We start from the raw sequence: 24294 nt of genomic DNA, 5'->3' as shown, positions 1-24294 counted from the left end.
CGGTGGCCAAACGGCCATCAACCTGGCCGACAAATTGGTGAAACACGGCGTCAAGATTCTGGGTACGAGCCTGGAAGATCTGGACCGCGCCGAAGACCGCAAACTGTTCGAACAGTTGTTGCGCGACTTGGATATCCCGCAAGCACCCGGCAAAACAGCCGTGACCGTTGAAGAAGCGGTCGCAGTTGCGAACGAAATCGGTTATCCGGTCTTGGTGCGTCCGTCCTACGTATTGGGCGGACGGGCGATGCAGATCGTCTACAACCAAGCCGACCTTGAGAAATACATGCGCGAAGCGGTCGTGGCCAGTCCCGAACGTCCGGTGCTGGTCGATCATTACCTGATCGGACAAGAACTGGAAGTCGATGCGATCTGCGACGGCGAAACCGTCCTAATCCCGGGCATCATGGAACACATCGAACGTGCCGGCGTCCACTCGGGCGACTCGATCGCTGTTTACCCGCCGCAAAACTTGTCACCTGAACTGATCCAAACGATCGAAGATTATACGATCCGCGTGGCGCAAGGTTTGAACACCATCGGTTTGGTGAACATCCAGTTCGTCATCAGCGAAGGCGTCGTCTACATCATCGAAGTGAATCCGCGCGCGAGCCGGACGATCCCATTCCTGAGCAAAGTGACCGGCATCCCGATGGCGAAGTTGGCCACAAAAGGAATTCTAGGGCTGAAACTTAAGGATATGGGTTACAAAACAGGTCTGGTTCCGTCAAAATCAGGCGTATACGTGAAGATGCCAGTCTTCAGTTTCAGCAAACTGAAGAAAGTCGACACGGTTCTTGGACCTGAAATGAAGTCTACCGGAGAGATAATCGGTAAAGATGTCAACTTGCCGAAAGCTTTGTATAAAGGCTTTATCGCATCCGGCGTGAATGTGCCTGACTACGGTACAGCGTTGATGACAGTATCGGATAAAGACAAAGAAGAAATTATCCCATTGGCGAAACGCTTGATTTCATTGGGCTACCACATCGTTGCTACAACAGGCACCGGCAAAGCGTTGGAAGCAGAAGGAATCAAAGTCGACGTTATTGAGAAAATCAATGAAAACAGCAACGACATTCTTGACGCCATCCGTGACGGCCGCATCAATCTGGTTGTCAATACGATGACAGAAGGTAAGACTAGCGAGACCGACGGATTCTTGATCCGACGTGAAGCAGTCGAAAACAACATCCCATGTTTGACTTCATTGGATACAGCAGAAGCGTTGCTGCAAGCGATGGAAACCATCCATTTCCAATTGGAAGACATGAGTAAATAAGCGAGACAGTGACTGATGGACAAAGAACCACCGGCCGGGGCAATAGCCCCGGCCAGTGGTTCTTTACTTTTTTGATTGTAAAATATTTTGTGCATAATACTTGCTTTTTGGAATGGATGCCGTATAATATGAAATGCAAGATAACTCTGTGCATTCCCATAACGGGGACGTTACGGATTCGACAGGTATAGGTCGAGCTTTTGATGCGCTCCGTAGGTTACGTCTACGCTAAAACGTTACAGTTAAAACAACTGACAAAACACAAAACAACACTTTAGCTTTCGCTGCTTAATTGTAGCTAGCTAAGATCCTCCTGGTATCGCCCATGTACTCAGATCAGGGTCTCAATGATGTGGGATACGCTGTGACCTTCCATCTGGAGGAATCAGAAGAGATCAATCAGATTAGCCAACAATAATGCCTGTTAAACGGCTAGTTCAAGGCGAATTCCAATAGTTTAACTATGAGCGTAGACTTGGAAGTGCCGATATGCTTGGACACGGGTTCGACTCCCGTCGTCTCCATCTAGATGAAGATGAAACCCTTAGAAATGTTGATATGAAGCGATTCATATGACTTTATAAGGGTTATTTTTTTGAAATCACATTTATCATTATAGGTTAGTTTACGCATAACTTCTTGGTGAGAAATCTTAAAACATGTTGCTTATTCTCCTTTTTTATCTTTGAGGAGTGGTTTTATTGCTTGATAAATCTCGATTCCTTGTTTGTTTTTATAGTTTTCTAAAAGAGCATTATAAATCCCTTGTTTTGTTTTATATTTAATGATGAAGTCAGTCACTACTTTTGCAATTTCTTTATCATTTACGAGGTTTACAACTTTTTGAAGGAGCTGCTGTTGCTCCTGAGTTATATTTAATCGAGTTAAGTTTGCGACTATTGAGATGCCTATCTTTTTTCTTTTCCAATAAATACAAACGCTATTGTATCCAGCGTCTTTACTCACGATATAGTACTCATCTTCTTTTTTGCCGGCAATTTCATAACCCAAAAAAGTCACTAATTGGAAATCTAATGCGTTTTTAGACCCAACTTCGACCTTCTGAAACGTAATGGTGGCTTTCGACTCATTAATTCTTTTATGAAGATCGAATGTCAAAGTATCTGCATGTTCACTATAAAATATACACACCTTATCACTTGGTTCGAGCTTATTTATACCATTCAGTCCATCCATTTTTACGTTTTCATAATCAACAAAATAATATCCCATAACTACACCTATTTCTTTATGTAATTTGATATATTTAAGTAATCCATTCCATCCTCATCTTGCTTCTTAAAACTATCCTCACAAGCCTGAGTTTAATTTATGCATCAGATTCTGCAAATATAAAGTGCTTACAAATTAATTATACAATAAAATTGATTTTTGACATATAATAAAGCAACTGAAAAGTGCAAGGGTCCCAATTTTTCTGCTTTCAAAAAAATATCCAAAAAATTCATTGATGTAAAAGGATCAGCTTAAATGTATCAGCGAGAAGTCGAGATATGGGTTATTCTTTGATAATTATATTTTTGTCCTTTACACTGTTTATAGCTAGACAGAATTACCATGAGAAAGGATGGATAGAAATGAAACAAAGAAAAATGTTGATGAGTTTGTTCAGTCTATCGGCTGCCGTATTATTGGCCGCTTGTTCAACAGACAACGGCACGGAGGAAGTTTCTGTCGGATCTGAAAGTATTTCGATGGGAAGCATGGTTGAGGAGTCTTCCACAAGCAGTTCAGAAGGCATGGGGGATATGGTCCATGACGATTCCGGTGTAATTCCTGAAGGGTTGATGGAAGCTGAAAATCCTACTTATAAAGTTGGCGATTCCGTCATCATGCAGGCAGGACATATGGAAGGCATGGAAGGTGCAGAAGCGACAGTCGTTGGAGCCTTCGACACGATCGTTTACGAAGTTTCTTATGAGCCAACCAATGGAGATCCAAGAGTGGAGAACCATCAATGGGTTATCCAGGAGGAAATCATGGATGCCGGAACAGACCCATTCGGCGTTGGCAGTGAAGTGGTGCTGGAAGCTGAGCACACGGAAGGCATGAGCGGCGCGACTGCCACTATCGATGCCTCTGAAACGACTACAGTCTATATGGTGGATTATATAGATACGGTCACTGGGGAAACGATCAAAAATCATAAGTGGGTGACTGAGATGGAACTTGAGCCGGTTAAAGAGCCTTAACCGCAGCTCGATCATACAGAAATATATTTGTATGCAAGAAAGGACTGGTCATTATGAAATTCGGTATGCGCAAACCAAACCTGAAACGTTCATTTAAGGCTAGGACAACCGGAAAGGTGAAACGGGCAATCAAGCGTAAAACAAATCCGTTCTACGGTAAAAAAGGAATGGGCTTGATCCGTGACGCCAAAAGGACCGCCTACAACCGGATATACAAAAAAGCCACGTTCTCGATTTGGGATCTTTTCAAGAAAAGAATATAAGCTAATAACAGTGATGACCGCCTCCTTAGTTGGAGAGCGGTCATTTTTTCGCCTAAAAATGCAGCATCAATTCACTTTCATCCGGTATTCGTGCGGCGTCATATCATAGGCTTGCTTGAATTTCTGGTAGAAGAAAGTGACGTTCCTGTAACCAATCTGTTCGCTGATGGTTTCGATCGGGGTATCGGTGTTCTTCAGCAGGATGCAGGCGTTGTTGAGGCGCAGTTCCTGAACCAACGCAACATAGGTTTTTCCGGTCTGGCTCTTTATGAATCGGCTCAGATAACTTGGATTGAACTTGAAAGTATCGGCAATCTGCTGCAGGCTGCAGTCCTGATAATTCTTTTCGATGAAGAGCAGAATGTCTCCGATATAGGAATGATCGGCCTTGCGGTGTTCGCTGGATTGTTTCTGTTGAAAAGCCTTCAGCAACTCGGAAAAGAGGATGATCATATAGGCATCGGTCACATCTTTTGAATAGGATGACGGTTCATAGTAATTGACGAGCATCCCCTCGATGGCGTCGATCAGGAATTCGCTGTTCGTTGTGTTGAAAAGAAGGTAGCGGTCATGTTTCTGTGTTTTGGAGAGGGCGTTGACTGCAAACTGAGTGATGATGCTGTTTGAGGCCAGCCGGCTCAACATGTGGGTCGAGAAGTACTCCTTCCGCATCAAGAAGTTGATCAGAATATCGTTTTCGCCCGTATCTAGGATTCGATGGCAGACGCCGGTGTCCAGGATGCAAAAATCTCCCTCTTTTAATGAAATTTCTGTCCCATCGATTATAATATCTATATTGCCTGAATAGACGTAGTTCATTTCGATGAAATCATGGACGTGCAACGGGGTATAGGAAAAGCGTGCGTGTTTCAGGATAAGCAGTTGGCTGCCTTCGATAAAAGCGGCGCGTTCTTTCTGTCGCTCTTCAGCACTTTTCAGGATTTTTTCGAACGTATAACGATATACGCGTTCAGCGTCCTCATTCAGGTAGGAATCAAAATTTTCGAAGAAATCCGACGGCGGACCGTCTGCATTCTGAAGATAAAGTTTCTCTGTCACTGTATGGGTGAATAGTTTTTCGCGAATCTGTGCTTTATCCATGGAATCTCCTTTAGGTAAGAAATGGTCAATCATCTCGTAAGAATATGATATTAATAAATTACGGTCTATCCGTTAAGATGTACTTGTTAGCGATACCATAATGATAATCCGGATGATAAATTTAGTCAATATGATTCGCCTGACATTGTTCTTTGCACAGAAGTATCAAATATAGGAGGAAAATTCATGAATACTGAAAAAATGTCCCTCAGCGATAAGATTCAAAATACAGTTGGACCTTTCGCAACCAAGGTGAACAATAATATTTACCTGACTTCCGTCAGGGATGCCATGTTGGCATACATGCCCTTTACTTTTATCGCTTCAATCTTTTTGATCATCGCCTTTTTCCCGATCACCCAGGTTACTGACTTTATAACGATGATTTTAGGCACAGAAAATGCATTTGTGTGGCAATCCAAATTATTATACGTGAACAGTGCAACGTTGGCGGTAGGCGGTTTGATCGTCGTTATTTCCATGGCGAAATCTTTGGCGGATAAGCTGGAAACAAACGTGCTGCAATGCATCATTACAGCAGTCGTTTCTTTCCTTTTGCTGACGCCGCTGGATAACATCGAAGGCGTCGATTTTCTGAATATCACAAAAATCAGCGCACAATCGATGTTCCTGTCCATCTTGGTTGGAATGTTCAGCACCATCATCTACAAAAAAATCGAAGAAAGAGGAATCAAAATCAAACTGCCGGAATCCGTTCCGCCCGCAGTTGCCGGACCATTCGAATCGGTCATCCCTTCCTTCATCGTCGTCACCACATTCTTCATCATCCGTTTGATCATCGAGTTGTTGCTGAAGAGTGACGCTTTGACATTGATCAACGGTACATTAGGAAAACCATTGACTTACCTAGGCGGCTCAATCGGTGGCTTGGTCGTCGTCAAGATTTTCGAGCAATTCCTGTGGTTCTTCGGACTGCACGGCGGATCGATCATCCAAGCCGTAATGGATCCCATCCACCAAGTTCTGGAAGATCAAAATAAGGTTGCATCATTGGCAGGCGTAATTCCTCCGAACATCATCAGCATGAGCTTCCGTAATCATTTCGCCTCGATCGGTGTTGTGGGTGCCGTTATCGCGATTCTGATCGTAGCGAAGAGCAGACAGTACAAAGAAGTCGGAAAAATCTCAAGCGTCCCTTACATGTTCAATATCGGCGAACCAGCATTGTTCGGTATCCCATTGATGCTGAATTTCTTGTACTTCATCCCGTTCATCTTCTCGAATGCTATATCAACTATTGTCGCTTATTTCGTTTTCGCCATTGGCCTAGTACCACTTCCGACAGGATTGGCACAGATTCCATGGACAACGCCACCAATCATCAGCGGCTACTTTGTCACCGGCAGCATTAGAGGTTCACTCCTGCAGATTGCCCTGATCGCAATTACGACAGTTGTTTGGATTCCTTTCGTTCGAATGGCCGATAAAGAGCTGTACAAAGAGGAAAAAGAAATGGACACCACGGTTACGGAAACGACTGTTCAGGAAGCTGAAGGAATCCGTTAAATGGCTGCACCGGATCAACTAATGATAAACGGAAGGATCCAACCTTTAAGCATCAGCTTGGGTCAGGCCAGCTGGATCACACGGTTGGACAATCCGCTTGAAAAAGAAGCAGAATTTCTGAATGAACGGCCCAACATTATCTTGGAAAAGGAATTCGATGTCTGCGATGAAATTGAAGAGGCTTTAATCGATATCTGCGGCTTGGGATATTACACCTTGTATGTCAACGGGCAGCGTATGGGCGATTCCTACTTGATCAACGATGTGACGAATTACGACAAAACGGTCTATTACGACACCTATGACATCCGAAATTTTTTGAAGAAGGGCTGCAACAAGCTGTCGGTGGAATTGGCGGATGGTTGGTACAATGCGGCTCCCATCACCATTTTGGGAAAATACAATGTGCGCAAGCAACTCGCTGTCGGAAAACCTTGCCTAATCAGTCGATTGACGATCACGACTGCTACAAATGAAAAAATCGTGATTGACTCGGATTCGAGCTGGGAAAGCAAATCGGGCAACTATCTGTTCAATAATCTGTACATCGGGGAAGTGGTGACGGATGCTGATCCGGTGGCAGACACAAAACCGAAGACGGTAAAAATCGCTGGACCGGGAGGCAGTTTGGCGCCCAGTTTCATACCTAAAATCAGGAGGCAGAAGCATTACCTTCCTGCCGTGGTCGCGAACCTTTCTGCAAACGGAGGCATCCTGATCGATTTCGGGACGATCCTGTCCGGGCATTTCCTTTGCGACATCGCCGCCGATTATCTGGGCCAAGTCACTTTCCTGTACGCCGAGGAACTGAACGCTGATGGAACGATTAGTTTTGATTCCAGCATCAGCGGAACTTATGGAGTGACGGATGAGGAACACGGCATAAATGCGAGTGATCCGATCATCCAGAAGGACGTCATCAAGAAAAATAAACAAGAACCTTTCCATTTTGAAAACCAGTACTGTTATCACTCCTTCCGCTATGTGCTGGTTAAGGCAAAACCGCGTGCAGATGTGTTGGAGAAGTTGCTTTCAAACATCCAGGCATACAGCGTATACACCGACCTCGCTTCTGTCAGCTGGTTCCAATCGTCTTCGGATGAATTGAACCGTCTGTGGGAAGCAGCACGGAACACCCGCTTGAACAATATCCATTCATACTTCGAAGACTGCACAAGAGAACGTTTCGGCTATGGCGGCGATATCGTCGCATTGGTGGATTCCCATATTTACAGCCACGATATGCACAATCTGCTGAAGAAAGTCTTTATGGATTTCGCTTATGATCAGACACCGGAAGGCGGCATTCCGCAGACAGCCCCTTACGTAGGAATCATGACGAACGGCACTTCCAACGGGGCCGGTTCCTTGGGCTGGCAGCTCGTTTTCCCGGTGCTTGCCGCAAAAATCCAGCAGTATTACCAAGATGCGGCCTTTGTGCAGGAGCATCTGCCTGAATTGGTTAAACATTTGGATTACCTGCTGGCTTTCGATTTCGATTATATCCGTTACTGTTGCCTCGGCGACTGGGGATCCGTCGATGCCGGCATCCAGAAAAACCGCATCGTCTCGCCAGATCAGGAGTTCTGTTCGGCCAGCATGTACCTGATCCTTTTGGAGGAATACAAAGCGTTGTTTGCTGCGCACACTGTCTCCGAAACGATGATGGAAACCTTGGATTCGCGCATCGCGGAAGCAAGAAGTGCAATCGTCGATCTGTTCCGCAACGAGGACGGCAGCTTTGCCTCCGGGACGCAATCGAGCGCTGTTTTCGCCTTGAAGGCGCGACTTTTCCGGGATGCTGAGGAGCAACGTTCCCTTGAAGCAAAACTGATTCAACGCATCAGCGATGATGCCGGCATTTTCCGCTTCGGCATTTTCGGAATGTCGTGGGCATACACCATCCTAGCCGATTTCGGTGCAGATGATTTGATCTACAATTGGCTGTCCCGCCGCCAGGAACCGAATTATCTTGGCATGTTGGCGAACGGCAATCAGACCTTGAGTGAATATTTCCCGCTGCAGCAAGGTACGAATACCGTGCAAGGCTCACTGAACCATGCGATGTATTCTTCATATACGGTCTGGATGATGGAAAAACTGATCGGTATTTCCGTCAAAAAAGATCGCAGCATTCAATTGGCCCCTTATTTCCCAACGGATCTGACAGATGTGAATGGTTCGCTACTCACTGCGCAGGGAGAAATTGAAGCGCGGTGGGAGCGGCTTGGTGACAATGGAATCATGTACAGTGTGACCCTTCCGGAATCGTTCGACTACGATTTCCGATTAGGCGACGCGTATCGAATCATCAACAAAGAAATTACAGCCGCGGAAGGCGAGCGCCAAACAATCAGGCTGACGCTCCAGACTGCTGATCCGATCGAAGCCATAAGACGGGTAAATGTTTGAATAACCATTTCAAAATAATGGAGGCAAAATAATGAATATAAGAAAAATCGGTCAAGCGGCCATGCTGATGGCGTTGCTGAACCTAGGCGCCTGCACGGCTCCATCCGAAACGGCAGAATCTGCCGCAAGTTCGCCGGAATCAGGCATCACCTTAGTAGAGACGAAAATGGATGAAGCGTCACAATTGCATTTCTTTGCCTATGATGCCATGAAGGACGGCTACGTAAGCTCACGCTCGGATGTGCTGACGCCGACTTTCTATATTTACGCAGGTCAAAAGACCGAGGCGGAAGCAGAAGAACTGTTGGCAGAAATCGGACTGTTGCCGGATGTCCAGGAGTGGGCAGGGCAGGCTTACGTGATCAATCCTTTGAATGAGAGCGGCTATCAAGCGGAGGATGCGGAAGCCTTCATCAAACTGTTGGCGAAAGCGCCTGTGAAGAACGTCAAAGTGATGGCGCTGGATGAAGGTGCGACCTTCGCCAACAACTTTCTGGCGCATAAAAGCTATCCAATCGCTGGGATGATGCTGTACGGCGGGGATGTCGAAGCGGATAGCGCCTCGACGACTCCGGTTCCCGTATACCTCAGCAATGCCGGAGAGGCAGTAACGGATTTCTACACTTCAGCCAATGAGGCCGAACAACAGCTTACAGAGGACGATTTGATCGTTTACAGCAATCAGGATAATGCGTTCCAGCAAGTCGTTGTGAACGCGGACGAAGCAACCGTACAGGAAGCCTATGACAATGCATGGGAGCATGTCTTCTCGAAAAATTACCGCATGCATAACGAACTGACGGAGTTTTACATGGCTGACGTCAGCAAATACACGGACCCTTATCCCATTGTTGCGGTTCCCGACTTTGAGGAGCTCGGCATCACGTATAATCAGATGATAGCTGAACCCGTCAACGGGGAGGGTGCGTATACTTGGTACGAGTACATTCCAGAAGCAACAATGGATCAGGATGAAAATACAGTGCCGTTGATCGTGACGCTCCATGGATTTGCGAACGATCCGAGACTGCAGGGTGATGCCAGCGGGTTGACAGAGTTGGCGGCTGAAGAAAATCTGATCGTCGTCTCACCGGAGTGGCAAGACAAAGAAGTGAATTTCGGTGGCGTCGAAGGATTGGGTGAAGAAGGCGTCCTGAATCTGATCGAAGACCTGAAAGCAAAATATCCGCAGATCGACCCTTCGCGGATCTATCTCACCGGCTTGTCGGCTGGCGGATCCAAAGCTACTTTGATGGGCGTCAAATATCCGGGCATTTTCGCGGCAGTGGCAGCTGTCTCAGCACCGGGTGTCGACAAACAGGAACTTACCGCAATCGCGGAAACCTATGCAGGGCCTGAAGTACCATATCTTTACATCTGCGGCGATCACGATAATTTCCAGATGATCCCTGTGGATGGTTCCGGCCAATTCGGCACACCGGGCATTTTCCAAAATGACCCGAATGTCGACATGTTCCCGTTCATCCAAGCCTACCAAAAAATCAACAAGCTTGAGGCAACGCCGCAATACGATCTGTCGTTGAACGAATTCTACGGCGTTGCGTTGGACAATCAGGAATGGACGTCCCTCGGTGAAAAGCAAATGCTTGTTGGAACGGCATCAAATGCAAATGGCGTCGTCATGAAATTGGCGGCCGTCAAGGACTTGGCGCACTGGAACTACAAGCCGGAAGCCGCATTCATCTGGGATTTCTTCCAGAATTATCAAAGAAATACCGAGAACGGCGAACTGATCATCAACAGTTCTGAAGAATGAGCGGTTGAAATAACAGCTTCACTGATTTAAATTGAAAAACAATGGGCAAGCCCTTGAAGTTAGAGTTGGAAAATCCACTCTCTTCAAGGGTTTTTGTCATATTCAAATAACAATTATCGAATATATTGCTGCTTCAGAAATAAAATTCTGTATATATTTTGAAAAGAAGGGTATAATGAAAGCGTTACCTGAACAATGCGGAAGTAACATTACCTTATCCGATCGCTCAGGCTAACAACGACATAGGAGGCGGTTGCGATGACAATGAAGAAATTCCAAGTGGAGCTACCCGAAGACATGCTTGAAAAAATGAGAAAAGGGTATGCCGCTAAAAGAAAACAGGGCGGATACGATGTAAAAGATATCAGCGATGAAGATCTGGCTGAATATTTCATGGGTATGGGCTTAAATTATGTCGACAGAAAAATATCCGAAATCCTTGATAAAGAAAAAAAATAAAGCAATAGAGAAGCGATCCCGCAAAGGATTGCTTCTCTATTTATTTAGTGGTTTTTGATAGTTTATGTTTTTATATTTTATATTTGGAATCACAAGAAAAGAGGATAGGGCTTGCACAATCAAAAAATCCATGGTACAATGACTTTAACATTTTGTGAAGCGCAGAAAAGAATTGTTTCAAAACATTCCGATTCGTAACGTTAGCAACAATGTATCATAAAGTGCAAAACGCACGAGGAGGATTTTCAATTATGGAACAAGGTACAGTTAAATGGTTTAACGCAGAAAAAGGTTTTGGTTTTATCGAACGCGAAAACGGAGACGATGTATTCGTACATTTCTCAGCTATCCAATCTGAAGGTTTCAAATCTTTAGAAGAAGGCCAAGCAGTAACTTTCAGCGTAGAAGAAGGTAACCGTGGACCTCAAGCAACAAACGTTACTAAAGCTTAATTCAAATTAAACTTATAGGAACCTGATCTTCGGATCAGGTTCTTTTTTTCGTTCAACAGAAGTCCGCAGCGCAATCAGCCATTCGTGTCCACTTTGTGAAATGGGAGAGGCGTCCGTAACCACATATTATTCATTGTGATATGATGGCAGTAAGCGCTTGTTAGAATTACCGTTCGTTGCGGATAATAAAATACTGTAAATGAGGAGTGTGTACAAGGATTGGTAAAAGAAACGTTTTATTCCAGATTGGACAAACAAGAGAGGTATATCTTGCTTTGTTGCTTCTTTGTGTTTGCGGTGAATGGGTTGTATGCGATGATTTTGGGATCATTCTTGCCGCTGATAAGCGATGAGTATGGTTTGAGTGACACCATGAGTGGTACCTTGCTCTCAGCCCATTCTTTGGGAAACCTCACTGCAGGCTTCTTAGCCGGGATTATTCCTGTCTATTTGGGCAGAAAAAAAGCAATCATCTTTCTGTGCAGTTTCGTCGTGGTGGGTTTTTCCATCATGATGATCACTGGGAACCCTGTCTTGTTGATATTGGCATTCCTTTTCACAGGCATCAGTCGGGGAAGCATTTCCAATTTTAACAATAGCGTTGTGAATGAAGTATCGGACAGCAGTCCCGCTGCCTTGAGTTTTCTTCACAGCATCTTTGCAATCGGGGCATTGAGCGCGCCATTCTTGGTCATTATATCTTCCCGGTTATTTGGGGAAACGGGCTGGAAAGTCGCTGCTGGAGTGATCGTTGCGCTGGCTCTTCTGTCGATGCTTCTTTTTTCAAAGATGAAGATTGACGATAAAACTGGGGAAAAAGAAAAAGTTACTTCCTATGCCTTTCTTAAACTGAAAAGCTTTTGGACTGGTGCAGGCATACTTTTCTTTTATCTGGCTGCAGAGGCGTGCATCAATGGATGGATGGTCAAATATTTTGTGGATTCAAATCTGATGACGACTGAATACGCCCAAGTCCTTGCTTCGCTCCTATGGGTGGCGATGTTGGCCGGCAGACTTCTTTGTGCCTACTATGGTGATCTCTTCAAGAAGGGGACGCTGTTGTTGCTTACCTGCTCCGGCACAGCAGTTTTCTATTTGTTGCTGCTGTCCACAACTAATGTCCGTCTGATTACATTGGCGATTTTTGGTGTAGGTTTTTCGATGGCCGGCATCTATCCGACGATCATCGCTGCTGTCGGGAAAACAGTCCGGACGTATCCAATGGCTCTGGGCACTTTATTGGTCATCGGTGGATTGGGGTCCATCATCATGCCGATGGTTACAGGGGCTTTATCGGATGCATTCGGCATTTTTGCCGGCATGAGTGCCGTCATCGTATCGATTGTTTTCTTGCTGGGATTTGCGGGGCACTACATCATAGAGGAGAGACGATCGGAAAAAAAAGTCGAAGAAGGCGTAGAACAGTCGATTTAAAACCGAATCACCGGTGAAATCAACGAAATTTAGCGTATCAGATGCTGGTTTTCTTTCTTAAAGCAGTCGCATTTGCGATTTAATGTCTAACTTGATTTGCATTATTGAATAAAGCATGATACAATGAATTTAACATTTTGTTGGGTTAGAGAAACGAATTGCATTACGAAAATTCCGATCCGTAGCGTTAGCAACAATGTATGATATATGTGCAATAGCACGAGGAGGATTTTCAATTATGGAACAAGGTACAGTAAAATGGTTTAACGCAGACAAAGGTTTTGGCTTCATCGAACGCGAAAACGGAGACGATGTATTCGTACATTTCTCAGCTATCCAATCTGAAGGTTTCAAATCTTTAGAAGAAGGACAAGCAGTAACTTTCAGCGTCGAAGAAGGTAACCGTGGACCTCAAGCAACAAACGTAAACAAAGCTTAATTCAAAATTAAACTTATAGGAACCTGGTCTTCGGATTAGGTTCTTTTTTTCGGTTTTTTTCAAACCCAGCTCCAGCGATCTGACCATGATCGTAGAAAACCATACAAATTAGCATCCAGAAATTGAATTCTGGATGCTTGTTTGTGTTCCATTAATATTTCTTTTTCGGGTGACGATCGACGACTTCCGGATATTTTGCTAGGATCTCTTCGCCTTCCGGAGTGATGCGGTATCCCCTCAGCGCGAACTGTGATGCCAGTTGTTCTTCGCTCAATTCCCGTTTCGCAAGTTCCATCAGTTCGGGCTTCTTCATTTTGGAATAGCCGGCCACTTCGTAGTGTTTCAGGATGGCTTTCAGGCTAGCGGCGTTCAGGTGATCCAGCGAATCGGTCGCTGACAGTTCCACCGCATAGCCTTTTTCGATCACTTCATCTAACGCTTGAGGGCCATTGATGCCGTAGTTGTATTCGAAATATTTCGGATAACCGCTCTCGTTCGTGAACGTACCGAATTGGATGCGCCACAACAGGATCAGATGCCCCGGCAGGATATCTTCCTCGAAACGGATCATGTTGCGTTTGGGTACGAGCTGTTCCGATCCTATCCGGACGGCGTTCAGCCAACCTTCCTTATCGCGTTTTTTGGAAATGTAAGGCACTTCAGGATAATCCTGATAAAGCGCGAAAATATCCTGGACCGCTTTATCCTGCAATTCCAAGTGGCTGTTTTGTTTTTCGATGTTGTTTGTGTTCATAGAAATCCTCCTGACTAATTCTGGGAATGGCTTTTCGACCTTATTTATACAGACATTATAACATCCTTTCTGTTTGGACGAAGAATCATACACATCGACCAAATGACGATTGGGTTAATATAATAAAGTTGGAAAAAGACAGCTTCCGCAAAATCGTATTAATTGGAATGCGTTTTGTGTTGCTATATACTGAAATTACGAATGGCACACAAAACAGAGGTGTATGGACATGGAAGAAAGAACTAATCAAATCAAGATGCGGAAACCGGAACTGGTTTTCTATGCGGGTTCGACATTGTTGGAAGGGCCGCACTGGGATGCGGAGAACAGCTTGCTTTATTGCGTTTCGATTGAAAACAACATGATCTACGCCATCGACCCGGAAACAGGTGAGGTGCAGACCTACTTGACCGATGGACCGGTCGGTTGCGCCGTGCTCGATCAGGAGGGGATGATTCTGGAAGCTGAAATGAGCGGTATTTTCCGGAACGATACTCGGACGAAGGAGAAGCAACTGGTGGCCGAGGCTCACAACGACAAACGGATGCGTTACAACGACGGGAAGTTGGATCCGAAAGGCCGCCTACTTGTCGGGACGATGGGCTATAAAGATACCTATGAAGGGGAAGCCGCTTTGTACGCCATCGAAAAGGACGGGACGGTCCACACGGTTTTGGATGGCCTCACGTTGGCCAACGGTATGGGATGGTCACCGGATGGAAAGACGCTCTATTTCATCGACACGCCGACCAAAAAAGTTGGCCGTTATGCTTATGACACAAAAACGGGTGAAGCGAATTTCGAGAAATATGTGGTCGAGATCACCGACGGCAGCAATCCGGATGGCATGTGCGTGGACCAGGACGGCATGATTTGGGTGGCGCAATACGGCGGCGGCAAAGTTTGCCGATGGGACCCGGAGACCGGCAAAAAGCTTGAGGAAATCCTGATGCCGGTGAAGAATGCGACTTCCTGTTGCCTGGGCGGTAAGGATCTGGAGTATCTCTACATCACGACTGCGAAGGACGGCGAAACGGAAGAGGAACTGGCTGGTGGCTTGTTCCGCGTGAAGCTGGGTTGAAAGGCTATTCCAGCCGAAATCAGCAAATTGTTTGAGGGAAATATTTATTCTGTTATAGTGAAAGTGTAAGAAGATTCCAAAATAAGAGAGGCGACGATTGTTATGGTGAAAAAGATCGGGTTCTTAGTTGGTAGCTTGCGGAAAGAGGCTTACAGTAAAAAAGTAGCGGCAGCATTTTCAAAATTATTCCCGGACGGATACGAGGTTTCCTTCATTGAAATCGGCCAATTGCCATTGTACAACCAGGATTTCGATGAGGTGGAAGGAATGCTTCCCGAAGCCTACACGCCGTTCCGTGAAGAGGTCAAGGGCTGTGATGCCTTCGTGCTTATAACTCCGGAATACAACCGATCCTATCCGGCTGTGTTGAAGAATGCCTTGGATGTCGGTTCCCGCCCTTATGAAGCTAACTTGTGGGATGGCAAGCCCGCTGCGGTCATCAGTAATTCTCCAGGAGTGATAGGTGCTTTCGGTGCGAATCATCACCTAAGACAAGTGCTTGTATTTCTGAATATGGTGCCGCTGCAGCAACCCGAAGCTTACATCGGAAATGTCGATACAATATTTAACGAAGACGGATCCGTTAAGGAAGAGAAGGATACGAAATTTTTTCAAACGATTGTGGATGCCTTTACTCAATTGGTTGAAAACACGAAACAATAAAAATAACTGTTCAAAAATGCCTCTCCTGACGACAATAAGTCAGGAGAGGCATTTTTTACGTCTGGACACCAACCGCAAGATATATTTAAAACACGGACATCCCAAAACCTACACAAAGGAACGTATCCAAATTTTTTCATCTTTTGACTTTCTCCCTCTGCTATAATGAGAGCACACATATATCACCAAGAAAAGGACAAACATATGGACAAACAAATAACGCAACTGTCTTTGTTGGACAGACTGAAAGCACATGCGGCGTCCGACAGCATCCCCATGCACATGCCGGGGCATAAGCGGAACACTGCACTGCTCGGCACAGATCTTCCTTACAACATCGACATCACTGAGATAGAGGGCTTCGACAATCTGCACGGCGCGAGCGGCATCCTCAAGGAATATATGGAAGAAATCACAGACTACTACGGCACCAAGCGCTCATTCTACCTCGTGAACGGCAGCACCTGCGGCATCCTGGCAGGAATCCGGGCTGCAACGAAACGCGGCGGCAAGATTGCGGTCGCCCGGAATTGCCACAAATCGGTCTATCATGCGATCGAACTTTTCGGATTGGAGGCCATCTATCTGGTGCCGGAAATGGATGAAGCATTCGGAATCCATGGCGGCATTTCGACGACAAGCATCGCCGATACGCTGAAAAAAAATCCGGATACGCAGCTGGTCGTTCTGACATCGCCGACGTACGAAGGGGTGGTCAGCGACATCGCGGCGATTGCCGATATCTGTCATGCGCACGGAATCCCATTGATGGTCGATGAGGCGCACGGCTCGCATTTCAATTATTCGGAACATTTTCCGACCAGCGCGACTGCACTTGGCGCTGATATCGTGATCCAGAGCTTGCATAAGACTTTGCCTTCGTTGACGATGACGTCGTTGGCCCATCTTACTGGCGACCTGATCAGACCCGAAGAAATGTCCCGGCAACTTGCCATCTTCGAAAGCAGCTCACCATCCTATGTGCTGATGGCTTCGATCGACAGCTGTTTCCGCTTGTTGCGGGACGAAGGGGAGCAGTTATTCGAAAACTACAACCAAAGGTTAACCGACTTCTCGGGAAAAATGAAACAGCTCCAGCATTTGAAGGTGCTTTGCCACGGCAAAGACAATCCACCGCTGCACCCGACCTTTTTCGCCTTCGACCAAGGTAAAATTCTGATTTCGGCGCAAGGGACTGGATTGACCGGACAGAAACTTTCTGAAATGTTGCGAAGCGAATACCATATCGAAATGGAGATGGCTTACGGCGATCATGCGTTGGCGATGACCAGCGTCTGTGATACTGACACCGCTATGGCTGCTTTGGCTGATGCGCTGTTGGCCATCGACGGCACGCTCAACTCTGGGGCTGACGAGCACACCTCAAATGACGTAACTTTAATTTTCGCATTACCTGAAAAGCAATGCGAAATCTGGCAGGCCTTGGAATCAAAAAAAATAGATTGCCCGATTGAAAACGCGATAGGGCAAACGGCAGCCGAATTCGTCTGGGCTTACCCGCCAGGTATCCCGTTGCTTGTCCCGGGGGAACGGATCAACGATGGGTTTATCCGCCAAATCCATTCGCTATTGGAAAAGGAGACAAAGGTCTACAGCGATGCGGATGGGCTTCCGAAAAATATCCGAATTACACATCAAGAAAGACTTGCTCACTAACTTACATTTTGATAGTTAATGGATGAATCACGATATTGATAAAAACGGTCACTATGCTGATAGGTCGGTAGATTGACGGACTAACAATTTGTTGGTAAAATAATTCACAAAGGGAGCATTTTTCTGTCAAGCAATATGCTTCCTTAACCTATTTCAGAGGAGATGTCGTTATGAAAAGAATCGTAACATTAAGCACCCGCAACCTGAAGGATACTGCCAAACATGGCGGCTGCGGAGCATGCCAAACATCTTGCCAATCCGCATGCAAAACTTCTTGCGGAATCGCTAATCAAAGCTGTGTGAACCCTAGACAAGCAGCTAAGTAAAAAAGAGTCCGCCCGATTGATTCCAGTTGGGCGGCAATTTTATGGACAAAAAAGGAGTTTGAAACCGAAATGATTCATCAATATAAACTGAACGGATACAATATCGTAATGGATACCTACAGCGGTGCCGTGCATGTCGTGGACGACCTTGCCTTCGACATCATCGCGCTGTACGAAGCAACGCCTGTCGAAGAAATCGTCACGATGATGCTGGAACAATATGCCAACGACCCTGAAATCAACGAAACGGAGATCCGCGATACGCTGTCGGATGTCGAAGAATTGAAGTCAAATGGGGAATTGTTCACGGAAGACTTGTACCAAGACCTTTCCATCGATTTGAAGAACCGCCAAACATTCGTGAAGGCTCTTTGCCTGAACGTGGCGCATACTTGCAACCTGACCTGCGATTACTGTTTCGCCAGCCAAGGCAAGTACAATGGCGACAGAGCGATCATGAAATTTGAAGTCGGCAAGCAAGCAATCGATTTCCTGCTTGAGAATTCCGGTTTCCACCGCAATCTGGACGTCGACTTCTTCGGCGGCGAGCCGTTGATGGCTTGGCGCGTCGTGAAGCAGATCGTCGAATACGCGCGCAGCAAGGAAGAGGAGTCCAACAAGACTTTCCGTTTCACTTTCACAACGAACGGGATGCTTTTGAACGATGAAATCAATGAATTCCTGAACAAAGAAATGTACAATGTCGTTTTGAGCTTGGACGGACGCAAGGAAATCCATGACCGTCTGCGCCGTACTGTTAACGGAAAAGGCAGCTATGACTACATTTTGCCGAAATTCCAGAAATTCGTGGAAGGGCGCGGCGACAAGGAATACTACGTCCGCGGCACTTACACAGGCAATAACGTCGATTTCACAAATGATATTTTCCACGTCGCCAATCTCGGATTCGACAAACTGTCGATGGAACCGGTCATCTGCGATCCATCCGAACCTTACGCTTTGACGGAGGAACATCTTCCGGCACTGTACAGACAGTATGAAATCTTGGCTGAGGAAATGCTGAAGCGCGGCGAAGAGGGCAACGACTTCACATTCTACCACTACATGCTGGACCTTTCCGAAGGCCCGTGCATCCAGAAACGCATCTCCGGCTGCGGATCAGGAACGGAATACATGGCTGTCACTCCTTGGGGCGAAATATTCCCTTGCCACCAGTTCGTGGGTGATGAAGAATTCAGCCTGGGCAATATCTGGGATGGCGTGACCAAACCGGAACTGCAAAGCCAATTCAAGGAAGTCAACTGCTATTCCAAACCGGAATGCCAGGATTGCTGGGCTAAATTGTACTGCAGCGGCGGTTGCCCTGCAAACTCCCTGCATGCGACCGGGTCGTTGAAAGGCAATTATGAATTCAGTTGCGACCTGTTCCGCAAACGCGTGGAATGCTCGATGATGGTGAAGGTCGCGGAATCGATCCGCGAAATGGAAGCCGAAGCGATGGCGGCTGAGTAAGAAAACAACAAGATAAAAATGAGAGAAGTGCGCGCCGGCTAGTTGCCGTTGCGCGCTTCTTTTTGTTGTTGTGGTGGGCGGAGGGGTGCTCCTCCGGCCAGGGCAGTCTTAGCAGGAGGACAGAACATGATGTCACCCGCATCTCCGGGGAAGACACCCTCCCCGGAGGAGAAATCCAAAAATCAACCGGAACTCCGGCGAGGCCGGCTCTCGCCGGAGCAAACCTTCAGAATGCGGGCCGGACCTCCGGCCAACAAGCAACAAAAAAACCGCACAATCGCCGGATTGTGCGGTTAAACATTTATTCACTTATTTCGCATTCAATTCATCCAGAAATGCAACGATCCGTCGGCAGCCTTCGACGACGTTCTCGTCGCTGGCGGCGTAGCTCATGCGGAAGTAGCCCACTCCGGATTCGCCGAAAGCCGATCCGGGGATGACGCCGACGCCGGCTTTGCGCGCAAGGTCGATGCAGAAATTCCAATCATCGTCGCCGTACTGCTCCGGAATGCGCGGGAAGAGGTAGAAAGCGCCGTCCGGATTGTTCATCTTCAGACCGGCAGCAGTCAGACCTTCCAGTAGGATGTCCCGGCGTTTGAGGTAGGCAGCTTTCATCGTGGCAGTCGCTTCATCGCCGTCGCGGAAAGCAACACCAGCCGCGGTCTGCGCAGGCGTGGAGCCGCAAGTGACCAGGCTTTGGTGATATTTCAAAATTTCGCGGATCAGGTCGGCTTGGGCAGCGACAAAGCCGACGCGCCAGCCGGTCATCGCATAGCTTTTCGAAGTGCCGTTGATGACGATGGACTGCTCAGGGAGGTACTTGGCGATGGATGTATGACTGCCGTCGTAGGTCAGTTCGCTGTAGATTTCATCGCTGAGCACGAAGACGTCGTATTTCTTGATGACCGCGGCCAAAGCTTCGACTTCCGCCTGCGTATAAGTGGCGCCGGTCGGGTTGTTCGGATAGGTGAGCACGATCATTTTCGTTTCCGGATTCGCATCCAGCGCTGCCGTCAGGTCTTCCGGTGTGATCAGGAAACCGGTCTCCGATGTGTCGATCTTGACGCTTTCGCCGCCAGCCAAAAGAGTGACGTATTCATACTGCGGGAAAGCGGGCGATTGGATGATCACCTTATCGCCTGGGTTCATCAAAGCGAACATTGTTGCGGTGATCGCTTCCGTCGCGCCGACCGTCAGGATGATGTCGGTCTCCGCGTTGTAATGCAAGTCGTATTTCCGCTCCATGAATTTCACGATTTCTCTGCGTGTCTCAAGGACGCCAGCAGAAGGGGCGTAATGCGTCTGGTTCTGGTTCAAAGCCTCCACGGCCGCCGCTTTGATGAAGTCCGGCGTATCGAAATCGGGCTCCCCCATCGTGAACCGGATCAAGTCCTTCACATCGCTGATGGCGGCATCGAAGTTGCGGATGGGCGATCCTTTCAGTTGCTTCACAAAGCGGTTCGTTTCTCTGCTCATAGTGTATCTCCTCCGGATGAAATATCCTTAATCATTGTATAGTCGAACGTGCGTCAAGCGATTGCTGACGACTGATATCATGAAAATAACATAACACGATTGCAGCCGTATTTCTATGCAAAGTTGCACACTCTTGGATGAAAATTAGAAAACCGCGAGTTTGATGAGCGTTTTCACATAGGAGTGGCCAATCCTGCCCGGCACTTTCCGATCCGGAGGACAGCCTGTGTCTAGTCGTGCAACCCCCAAACACTGAAAAACCAAGCGGAATCCAGCTTCTGCCACGAATCGGTTGACAGGTTTGCCGGATAAGTGTACGATTAGAAAAATTAAATGAATCGCCAAGCAAAAAGAGGTCGCGGCTGGTCAAGAGTACCGCAAGGGAAAGGGACGGTCGCCGAAGCATGCAGATGCTGGACCCAGGTTGAACAAATGTGGGGCTGTTCCATTGTCGTTGCCCGATGACAATGGATTGCGCTTTAGCTTGGTTGGGCGAATGCAGGTCTCCGTAGCCGTAAGCACTCGCTTACCGCTATTTTTTTTGCATTTCAGGAATAAACGGCCGTCCGCCGCATAGGGCAAACACAGGCTGGCATGCTATAATGGGCATGTTGGAACAGAAAAAATGATTGGGAGGAAACATCAAAATGAGCGAACTATTATTAACAGATGCTTACGAAATCGCGGCTTACATCAAAGCTGCCGAAAAGCAAACACCTATAAAACTATACATCAAAGGGGATTTCGAAAATCCTGCCTACGAAGGCTTGAAGTTCTTCGGAAGCGGAGACAGCTACACAGTCTTCGGCGACGCTGCAGCAATCTATCCTTTCTTGGAAGAAAACAAAGATAAGATCAAAGATCACGTCATGGAATACGACAGACGCAATTCCGCAATTCCATTGTTGGACACTACCAAAATCGAAGCGCGCATCGAGCCAGGTTCTTTCATCCGTGATCACGTGACGATCGGCAAGAGTGCCGTCATCATGATGGGTGCGGTCATCAACATCGGCGCAATCATCGGCGAAGGCACAATGATCGACATGGGCGCGGTTGTCGGCGCACGCGGCACGATCGGCAAAAACTGCCACATCGGCGCAGGCGCAGTAGTTGCCGGCGTTCTTGAGCCACCTTCGAAATCACCAGTCATCATCGAAGACGGTGTTTTGGTCGGCGCGAACGCTGTCATCATCGAAGGCGTGCATATCGGCGAAGGCGCTGTTGTCGCAGCGGGCGCAATCGTATTGGAAGACGTACCGGCTAATGCGGTTGTTGCGGGATCCCCTGCTAAAATCGTGAAGATGAAGGACGCTCAAACTAGCGAAAAAACCCAATTGTTGGCTGACTTAAGAGACTAATAAATACACGCGGAGGGACCAGGTGAACAGCATGCAGATTGCAGAATTATACGATACGGTGAAGACGATCCGAAGGGAGCTCCACCAGATTCCGGAAATCGGCTTCGATCTGCCGTTGACTTCGGAATACGTCCGCCAAAAGCTGGTGTCGTTCGGTTATGAACCGATCAGCACCGCCGAAACGGGCTGGGTAGCCGTCCTGAAGGGCAAGTCCCCGGAAGCTATAGCTTTCCGTGCGGACATGGATGCCCTTGAGGTCACCGAGCAAACAGGAGTGGATTTCGCTTCCCTTCACCCGGGTAAAATGCATGCGTGCGGCCACGATGGGCACATGGCCTTGTTGTTGGGTTTCGCGAAATACCTGAAGTCCCTGCCATTTTTGGAAAAGTCCGTCGTTTTGGTCTTCCAGCCGGCTGAAGAAGGACCGGGCGGCGCGAAATGGATCATGGATTCCGGCATCCTGCAGGAGCTGCAGGTCGAAAAGATCTACGGCTACCACCTGTATCCGAGTCTGGCTGAAGGTATCCTTGGCTTGGCCAAGGGACCTTTGATGGCGCGAAACGGCGAATTCGACATCACGCTTGAGGGCGTCAGCTCGCACGCCGGGCAGCCGCACTTCGGCAAGGATGCCTTGATCGCCGCCGCGCAGATCCTTCTTTCGGTCCAGAACATTCTGGCTCGCGACCTCGATCCGTTGCAACCAGCTGTCGTGAACATCGGCACGCTGCATGCCGGGGAAGCCCGCAATATCGTGGCTGGAAAAGCCGAGATGACCGGAACAATCCGGAGCTACGATAAGGCGGTCTATGCATCCACCAAGGAACGCCTTGCCGACATCTGCGCCGGCATCGAACGCATGAGCGGTGTCATCTGCACGTTGGATATCCGCGATTTCTATCCGGAGGTCACGAACGATGCGGAAATGATCGGCACATTGATGGACGCACTGCCGGCAGATGCCTACGAAGTCGTCAAACCATTGATGCTGGCCGAGGACTTCGCTTTCTACCAAGAAAGCATCCGCGGCGCCTTCATCCTGCTGGGGACCGGCCGTCCCGACATGGGTTGGACGCACCCACTCCACAGCAGCCGTTTCAACTTCGATGAAAAGGTGCTGCTGCAGGGAATCGCCTGCTACGACTTAATCCTGGAAAAGGAAGGGCTGAAGGGCTAAAAGCCAACAGCAAGTTACCGAACACACAACATAAAACCAAAAAGCACCCTCGCCGGGGTGCTTTTTTGCTTTCGGGGCACATAACGATTGCCGTCCTCCGGTGAGGGGTGTTTCGCCGGATGGCAGGACCGCTTTCAAAGGCTCTCATCCGACCAGCAGAAGCTTCCTCGGAGGAGCGCCCATCTATTACCGGTCTCCTCCGGCGAACGAAGCCTCGCCGGAGCTGAGGGCGAGTTTGCACTGCGCATCTCCGGCAGCCGCTTTTTGCCAAATTTGATCGAAGCGGGCAACCCAGATGAGCTGCCGCAATATTGCCCCGCATCCAATAAAATTGTAAAGGTTCGATTAAGTTGATGGATGGGAAAAGCATTTTCTTCGCAAAAAAGGTACAATGGAATCATATATTGGATGGAAGAGGGGAAATTATGCATAAGAAAAGATTATCCGCATTTCTTTTAGGGTCCACAGCATGGCTGCTTGTCGCGTGCCAGAGCCCGGCAACAGAAACGACAACTACCGAGGCAGCGACAAGCACGTCGCAAGTACAATCAGATTCACAGGCGACCAGTCAAGCTGCTTCAAGAGCGAGCAGTCTGGATGCAACTGAGAGCGTGCAGGCACAAACGCCGTCCACGAGCAGCGCCACTGCAGATCCCGCAACAACCACCGATACTGCCCAAACTACTGAAGAGGAACTGCTGATCAACGAAGCGAAACAAACAATCACGCAATTGACAGGCTATGTCGAAAGCGATGTGTACCTGTTCATCGTGGAGTCGGTCGAGGCCAATGAAGTCACCATCAATGTCCGCGAAAACGGCACCGATGTAGCCAGCTCCGCCGGTTTTTACCGTTACAACGGAACGACCGGGGAATTGCTGGAAATGGATATCGTAACAGGGGAATACACCCGCCATCCTGCACAATACTAAGAGGATAGGTTTGAATCA

Annotated in this window: 22 protein-coding genes, 1 other RNA gene and 1 riboswitch; of the genes, 19 read left to right on the top strand and 4 right to left on the bottom strand. The window is 47.7% G+C overall.

Annotated features, from left to right (window positions below):
- Window positions 1-1282: ATP-binding protein (locus C7R73_RS06590; RefSeq protein WP_153060362.1), on the top strand; the 1282-nt coding region annotated here is incomplete at its 5' end.
- A 163-nt stretch (window positions 1283-1445) separates the two neighbouring features.
- Window positions 1446-1809, top strand: a transfer-messenger RNA (tmRNA) gene (ssrA, locus tag C7R73_RS06585).
- Window positions 1810-1948: 139 nt separating this feature from the next.
- Here the strand turns inward: ssrA and C7R73_RS06580 are convergent.
- Window positions 1949-2515, bottom strand: coding sequence for a PIN domain-containing protein (locus tag C7R73_RS06580; protein WP_106449714.1), 567 nt, complete (start codon window positions 2513-2515; stop codon window positions 1949-1951).
- Between the two features lie 365 nt (window positions 2516-2880).
- On the opposite strand from C7R73_RS06580, the gene C7R73_RS06575 reads away from it, so the two are divergent.
- On the top strand, window positions 2881-3495 hold the full coding sequence (locus tag C7R73_RS06575; protein ID WP_106449713.1) for a YdhK family protein: 615 nt from the start codon (window positions 2881-2883) through the stop codon (window positions 3493-3495).
- 53 nt (window positions 3496-3548) lie between these two features.
- Window positions 3549-3758 (top strand): hypothetical protein, encoded by a 210-nt coding sequence (locus tag C7R73_RS06570; protein WP_106449712.1) that lies wholly within the window; start codon window positions 3549-3551, stop codon window positions 3756-3758.
- Between the two features lie 66 nt (window positions 3759-3824).
- Here the strand turns inward: C7R73_RS06570 and C7R73_RS06565 are convergent, their stop codons facing one another.
- A complete protein-coding gene (locus tag C7R73_RS06565; RefSeq protein WP_106449711.1) occupies window positions 3825-4859 on the bottom strand; it encodes an AraC family transcriptional regulator in 1035 nt (344 codons plus the stop codon).
- A gap of 186 nt (window positions 4860-5045) precedes the next feature.
- Between C7R73_RS06565 and C7R73_RS06560 the strand changes: the two genes are divergently transcribed.
- The 7 genes from C7R73_RS06560 to C7R73_RS06530 all read left to right on the top strand — a co-directional run bounded on the left by C7R73_RS06560 (window position 5046) and on the right by C7R73_RS06530 (window position 13359).
- Window positions 5046-6386 (top strand): PTS sugar transporter subunit IIC, encoded by a 1341-nt coding sequence (locus tag C7R73_RS06560; RefSeq protein ID WP_106449710.1) that lies wholly within the window; start codon window positions 5046-5048, stop codon window positions 6384-6386.
- Window positions 6387-8798 (top strand): family 78 glycoside hydrolase catalytic domain, encoded by a 2412-nt coding sequence (locus C7R73_RS06555; RefSeq protein WP_106449709.1) that lies wholly within the window; start codon window positions 6387-6389, stop codon window positions 8796-8798.
- A 31-nt stretch (window positions 8799-8829) separates the two neighbouring features.
- Entirely contained in the window at window positions 8830-10575 is a 1746-nt protein-coding gene (locus C7R73_RS06550; protein WP_106449708.1) for a CE1 family esterase, read from the top strand.
- 258 nt (window positions 10576-10833) lie between these two features.
- On the top strand, window positions 10834-11034 hold the full coding sequence (locus C7R73_RS06545) for a hypothetical protein (RefSeq protein WP_086627496.1): 201 nt from the start codon (window positions 10834-10836) through the stop codon (window positions 11032-11034).
- A gap of 251 nt (window positions 11035-11285) precedes the next feature.
- Window positions 11286-11486 (top strand): cold-shock protein, encoded by a 201-nt coding sequence (locus C7R73_RS06540; protein ID WP_086629031.1) that lies wholly within the window; start codon window positions 11286-11288, stop codon window positions 11484-11486.
- Window positions 11487-11705: 219 nt separating this feature from the next.
- Entirely contained in the window at window positions 11706-12920 is a 1215-nt protein-coding gene (locus C7R73_RS06535) for an MFS transporter (protein ID WP_106449707.1), read from the top strand.
- Window positions 12921-13158: 238 nt separating this feature from the next.
- Window positions 13159-13359, top strand: a complete 201-nt coding sequence (locus C7R73_RS06530; RefSeq protein ID WP_086629034.1) for a cold-shock protein — start codon at window positions 13159-13161, stop codon at window positions 13357-13359.
- A gap of 151 nt (window positions 13360-13510) precedes the next feature.
- Here C7R73_RS06530 and C7R73_RS06525 read toward each other — a convergent pair whose 3' ends face one another.
- Complete coding sequence (locus C7R73_RS06525; RefSeq protein ID WP_106449706.1) at window positions 13511-14113, bottom strand: hypothetical protein; 603 nt, start codon at window positions 14111-14113, stop codon at window positions 13511-13513.
- A 229-nt stretch (window positions 14114-14342) separates the two neighbouring features.
- On the opposite strand from C7R73_RS06525, the gene C7R73_RS06520 reads away from it, so the two are divergent.
- The 5 genes from C7R73_RS06520 (at window position 14343) to scfB (ending at window position 19333) form a co-directional block, all read left to right on the top strand.
- The gene (locus C7R73_RS06520) at window positions 14343-15194 is read left to right on the top strand and encodes an SMP-30/gluconolactonase/LRE family protein (RefSeq protein WP_161525882.1); all 852 of its coding nucleotides are present in this window, start codon (window positions 14343-14345) and stop codon (window positions 15192-15194) included.
- A gap of 102 nt (window positions 15195-15296) precedes the next feature.
- Window positions 15297-15857, top strand: a complete 561-nt coding sequence (locus C7R73_RS06515; RefSeq protein ID WP_192875244.1) for an NADPH-dependent FMN reductase — start codon at window positions 15297-15299, stop codon at window positions 15855-15857.
- 204 nt (window positions 15858-16061) lie between these two features.
- Window positions 16062-17534, top strand: a complete 1473-nt coding sequence (locus tag C7R73_RS06510) for an aminotransferase class I/II-fold pyridoxal phosphate-dependent enzyme (RefSeq protein WP_161525881.1) — start codon at window positions 16062-16064, stop codon at window positions 17532-17534.
- Between the two features lie 170 nt (window positions 17535-17704).
- Window positions 17705-17860: a six-cysteine ranthipeptide SCIFF gene (gene scfA / locus C7R73_RS06505; protein ID WP_084253821.1), complete on the top strand. Its 156-nt coding sequence runs from the start codon at window positions 17705-17707 to the stop codon at window positions 17858-17860.
- A gap of 69 nt (window positions 17861-17929) precedes the next feature.
- Window positions 17930-19333, top strand: a complete 1404-nt coding sequence (scfB, locus tag C7R73_RS06500) for a thioether cross-link-forming SCIFF peptide maturase (RefSeq protein ID WP_106449703.1) — start codon at window positions 17930-17932, stop codon at window positions 19331-19333.
- A gap of 309 nt (window positions 19334-19642) precedes the next feature.
- Here the strand turns inward: scfB and C7R73_RS06495 are convergent, their stop codons facing one another.
- Window positions 19643-20809, bottom strand: coding sequence for an aminotransferase class I/II-fold pyridoxal phosphate-dependent enzyme (locus C7R73_RS06495; RefSeq protein WP_106449702.1), 1167 nt, complete (start codon window positions 20807-20809; stop codon window positions 19643-19645).
- A 342-nt stretch (window positions 20810-21151) separates the two neighbouring features.
- Window positions 21152-21297, top strand: a riboswitch (Lysine riboswitch).
- A 159-nt stretch (window positions 21298-21456) separates the two neighbouring features.
- Between C7R73_RS06495 and dapD the strand changes: the two genes are divergently transcribed.
- The 3 genes from dapD (at window position 21457) to C7R73_RS06480 (ending at window position 24276) form a co-directional block, all read left to right on the top strand.
- Window positions 21457-22170, top strand: a complete 714-nt coding sequence (gene dapD, locus C7R73_RS06490; RefSeq protein ID WP_106449701.1) for a 2,3,4,5-tetrahydropyridine-2,6-dicarboxylate N-acetyltransferase — start codon at window positions 21457-21459, stop codon at window positions 22168-22170.
- A 31-nt stretch (window positions 22171-22201) separates the two neighbouring features.
- A complete protein-coding gene (locus C7R73_RS06485; protein WP_106449733.1) occupies window positions 22202-23344 on the top strand; it encodes a M20 metallopeptidase family protein in 1143 nt (380 codons plus the stop codon).
- A 425-nt stretch (window positions 23345-23769) separates the two neighbouring features.
- Window positions 23770-24276: a hypothetical protein gene (locus C7R73_RS06480; protein ID WP_106449700.1), complete on the top strand. Its 507-nt coding sequence runs from the start codon at window positions 23770-23772 to the stop codon at window positions 24274-24276.
- Window positions 24277-24294: the final 18 nt, after the last annotated feature.

Origin of the sequence: Trichococcus alkaliphilus, from assembly GCF_003008695.1 — a bacterium.
GTDB classification, from domain to species: domain Bacteria; phylum Bacillota; class Bacilli; order Lactobacillales; family Aerococcaceae; genus Trichococcus; species Trichococcus alkaliphilus.
The sequence above is the reverse complement of the archived record's forward strand: the minus strand, read 5'-3'. Positions and strand labels throughout refer to the sequence as shown.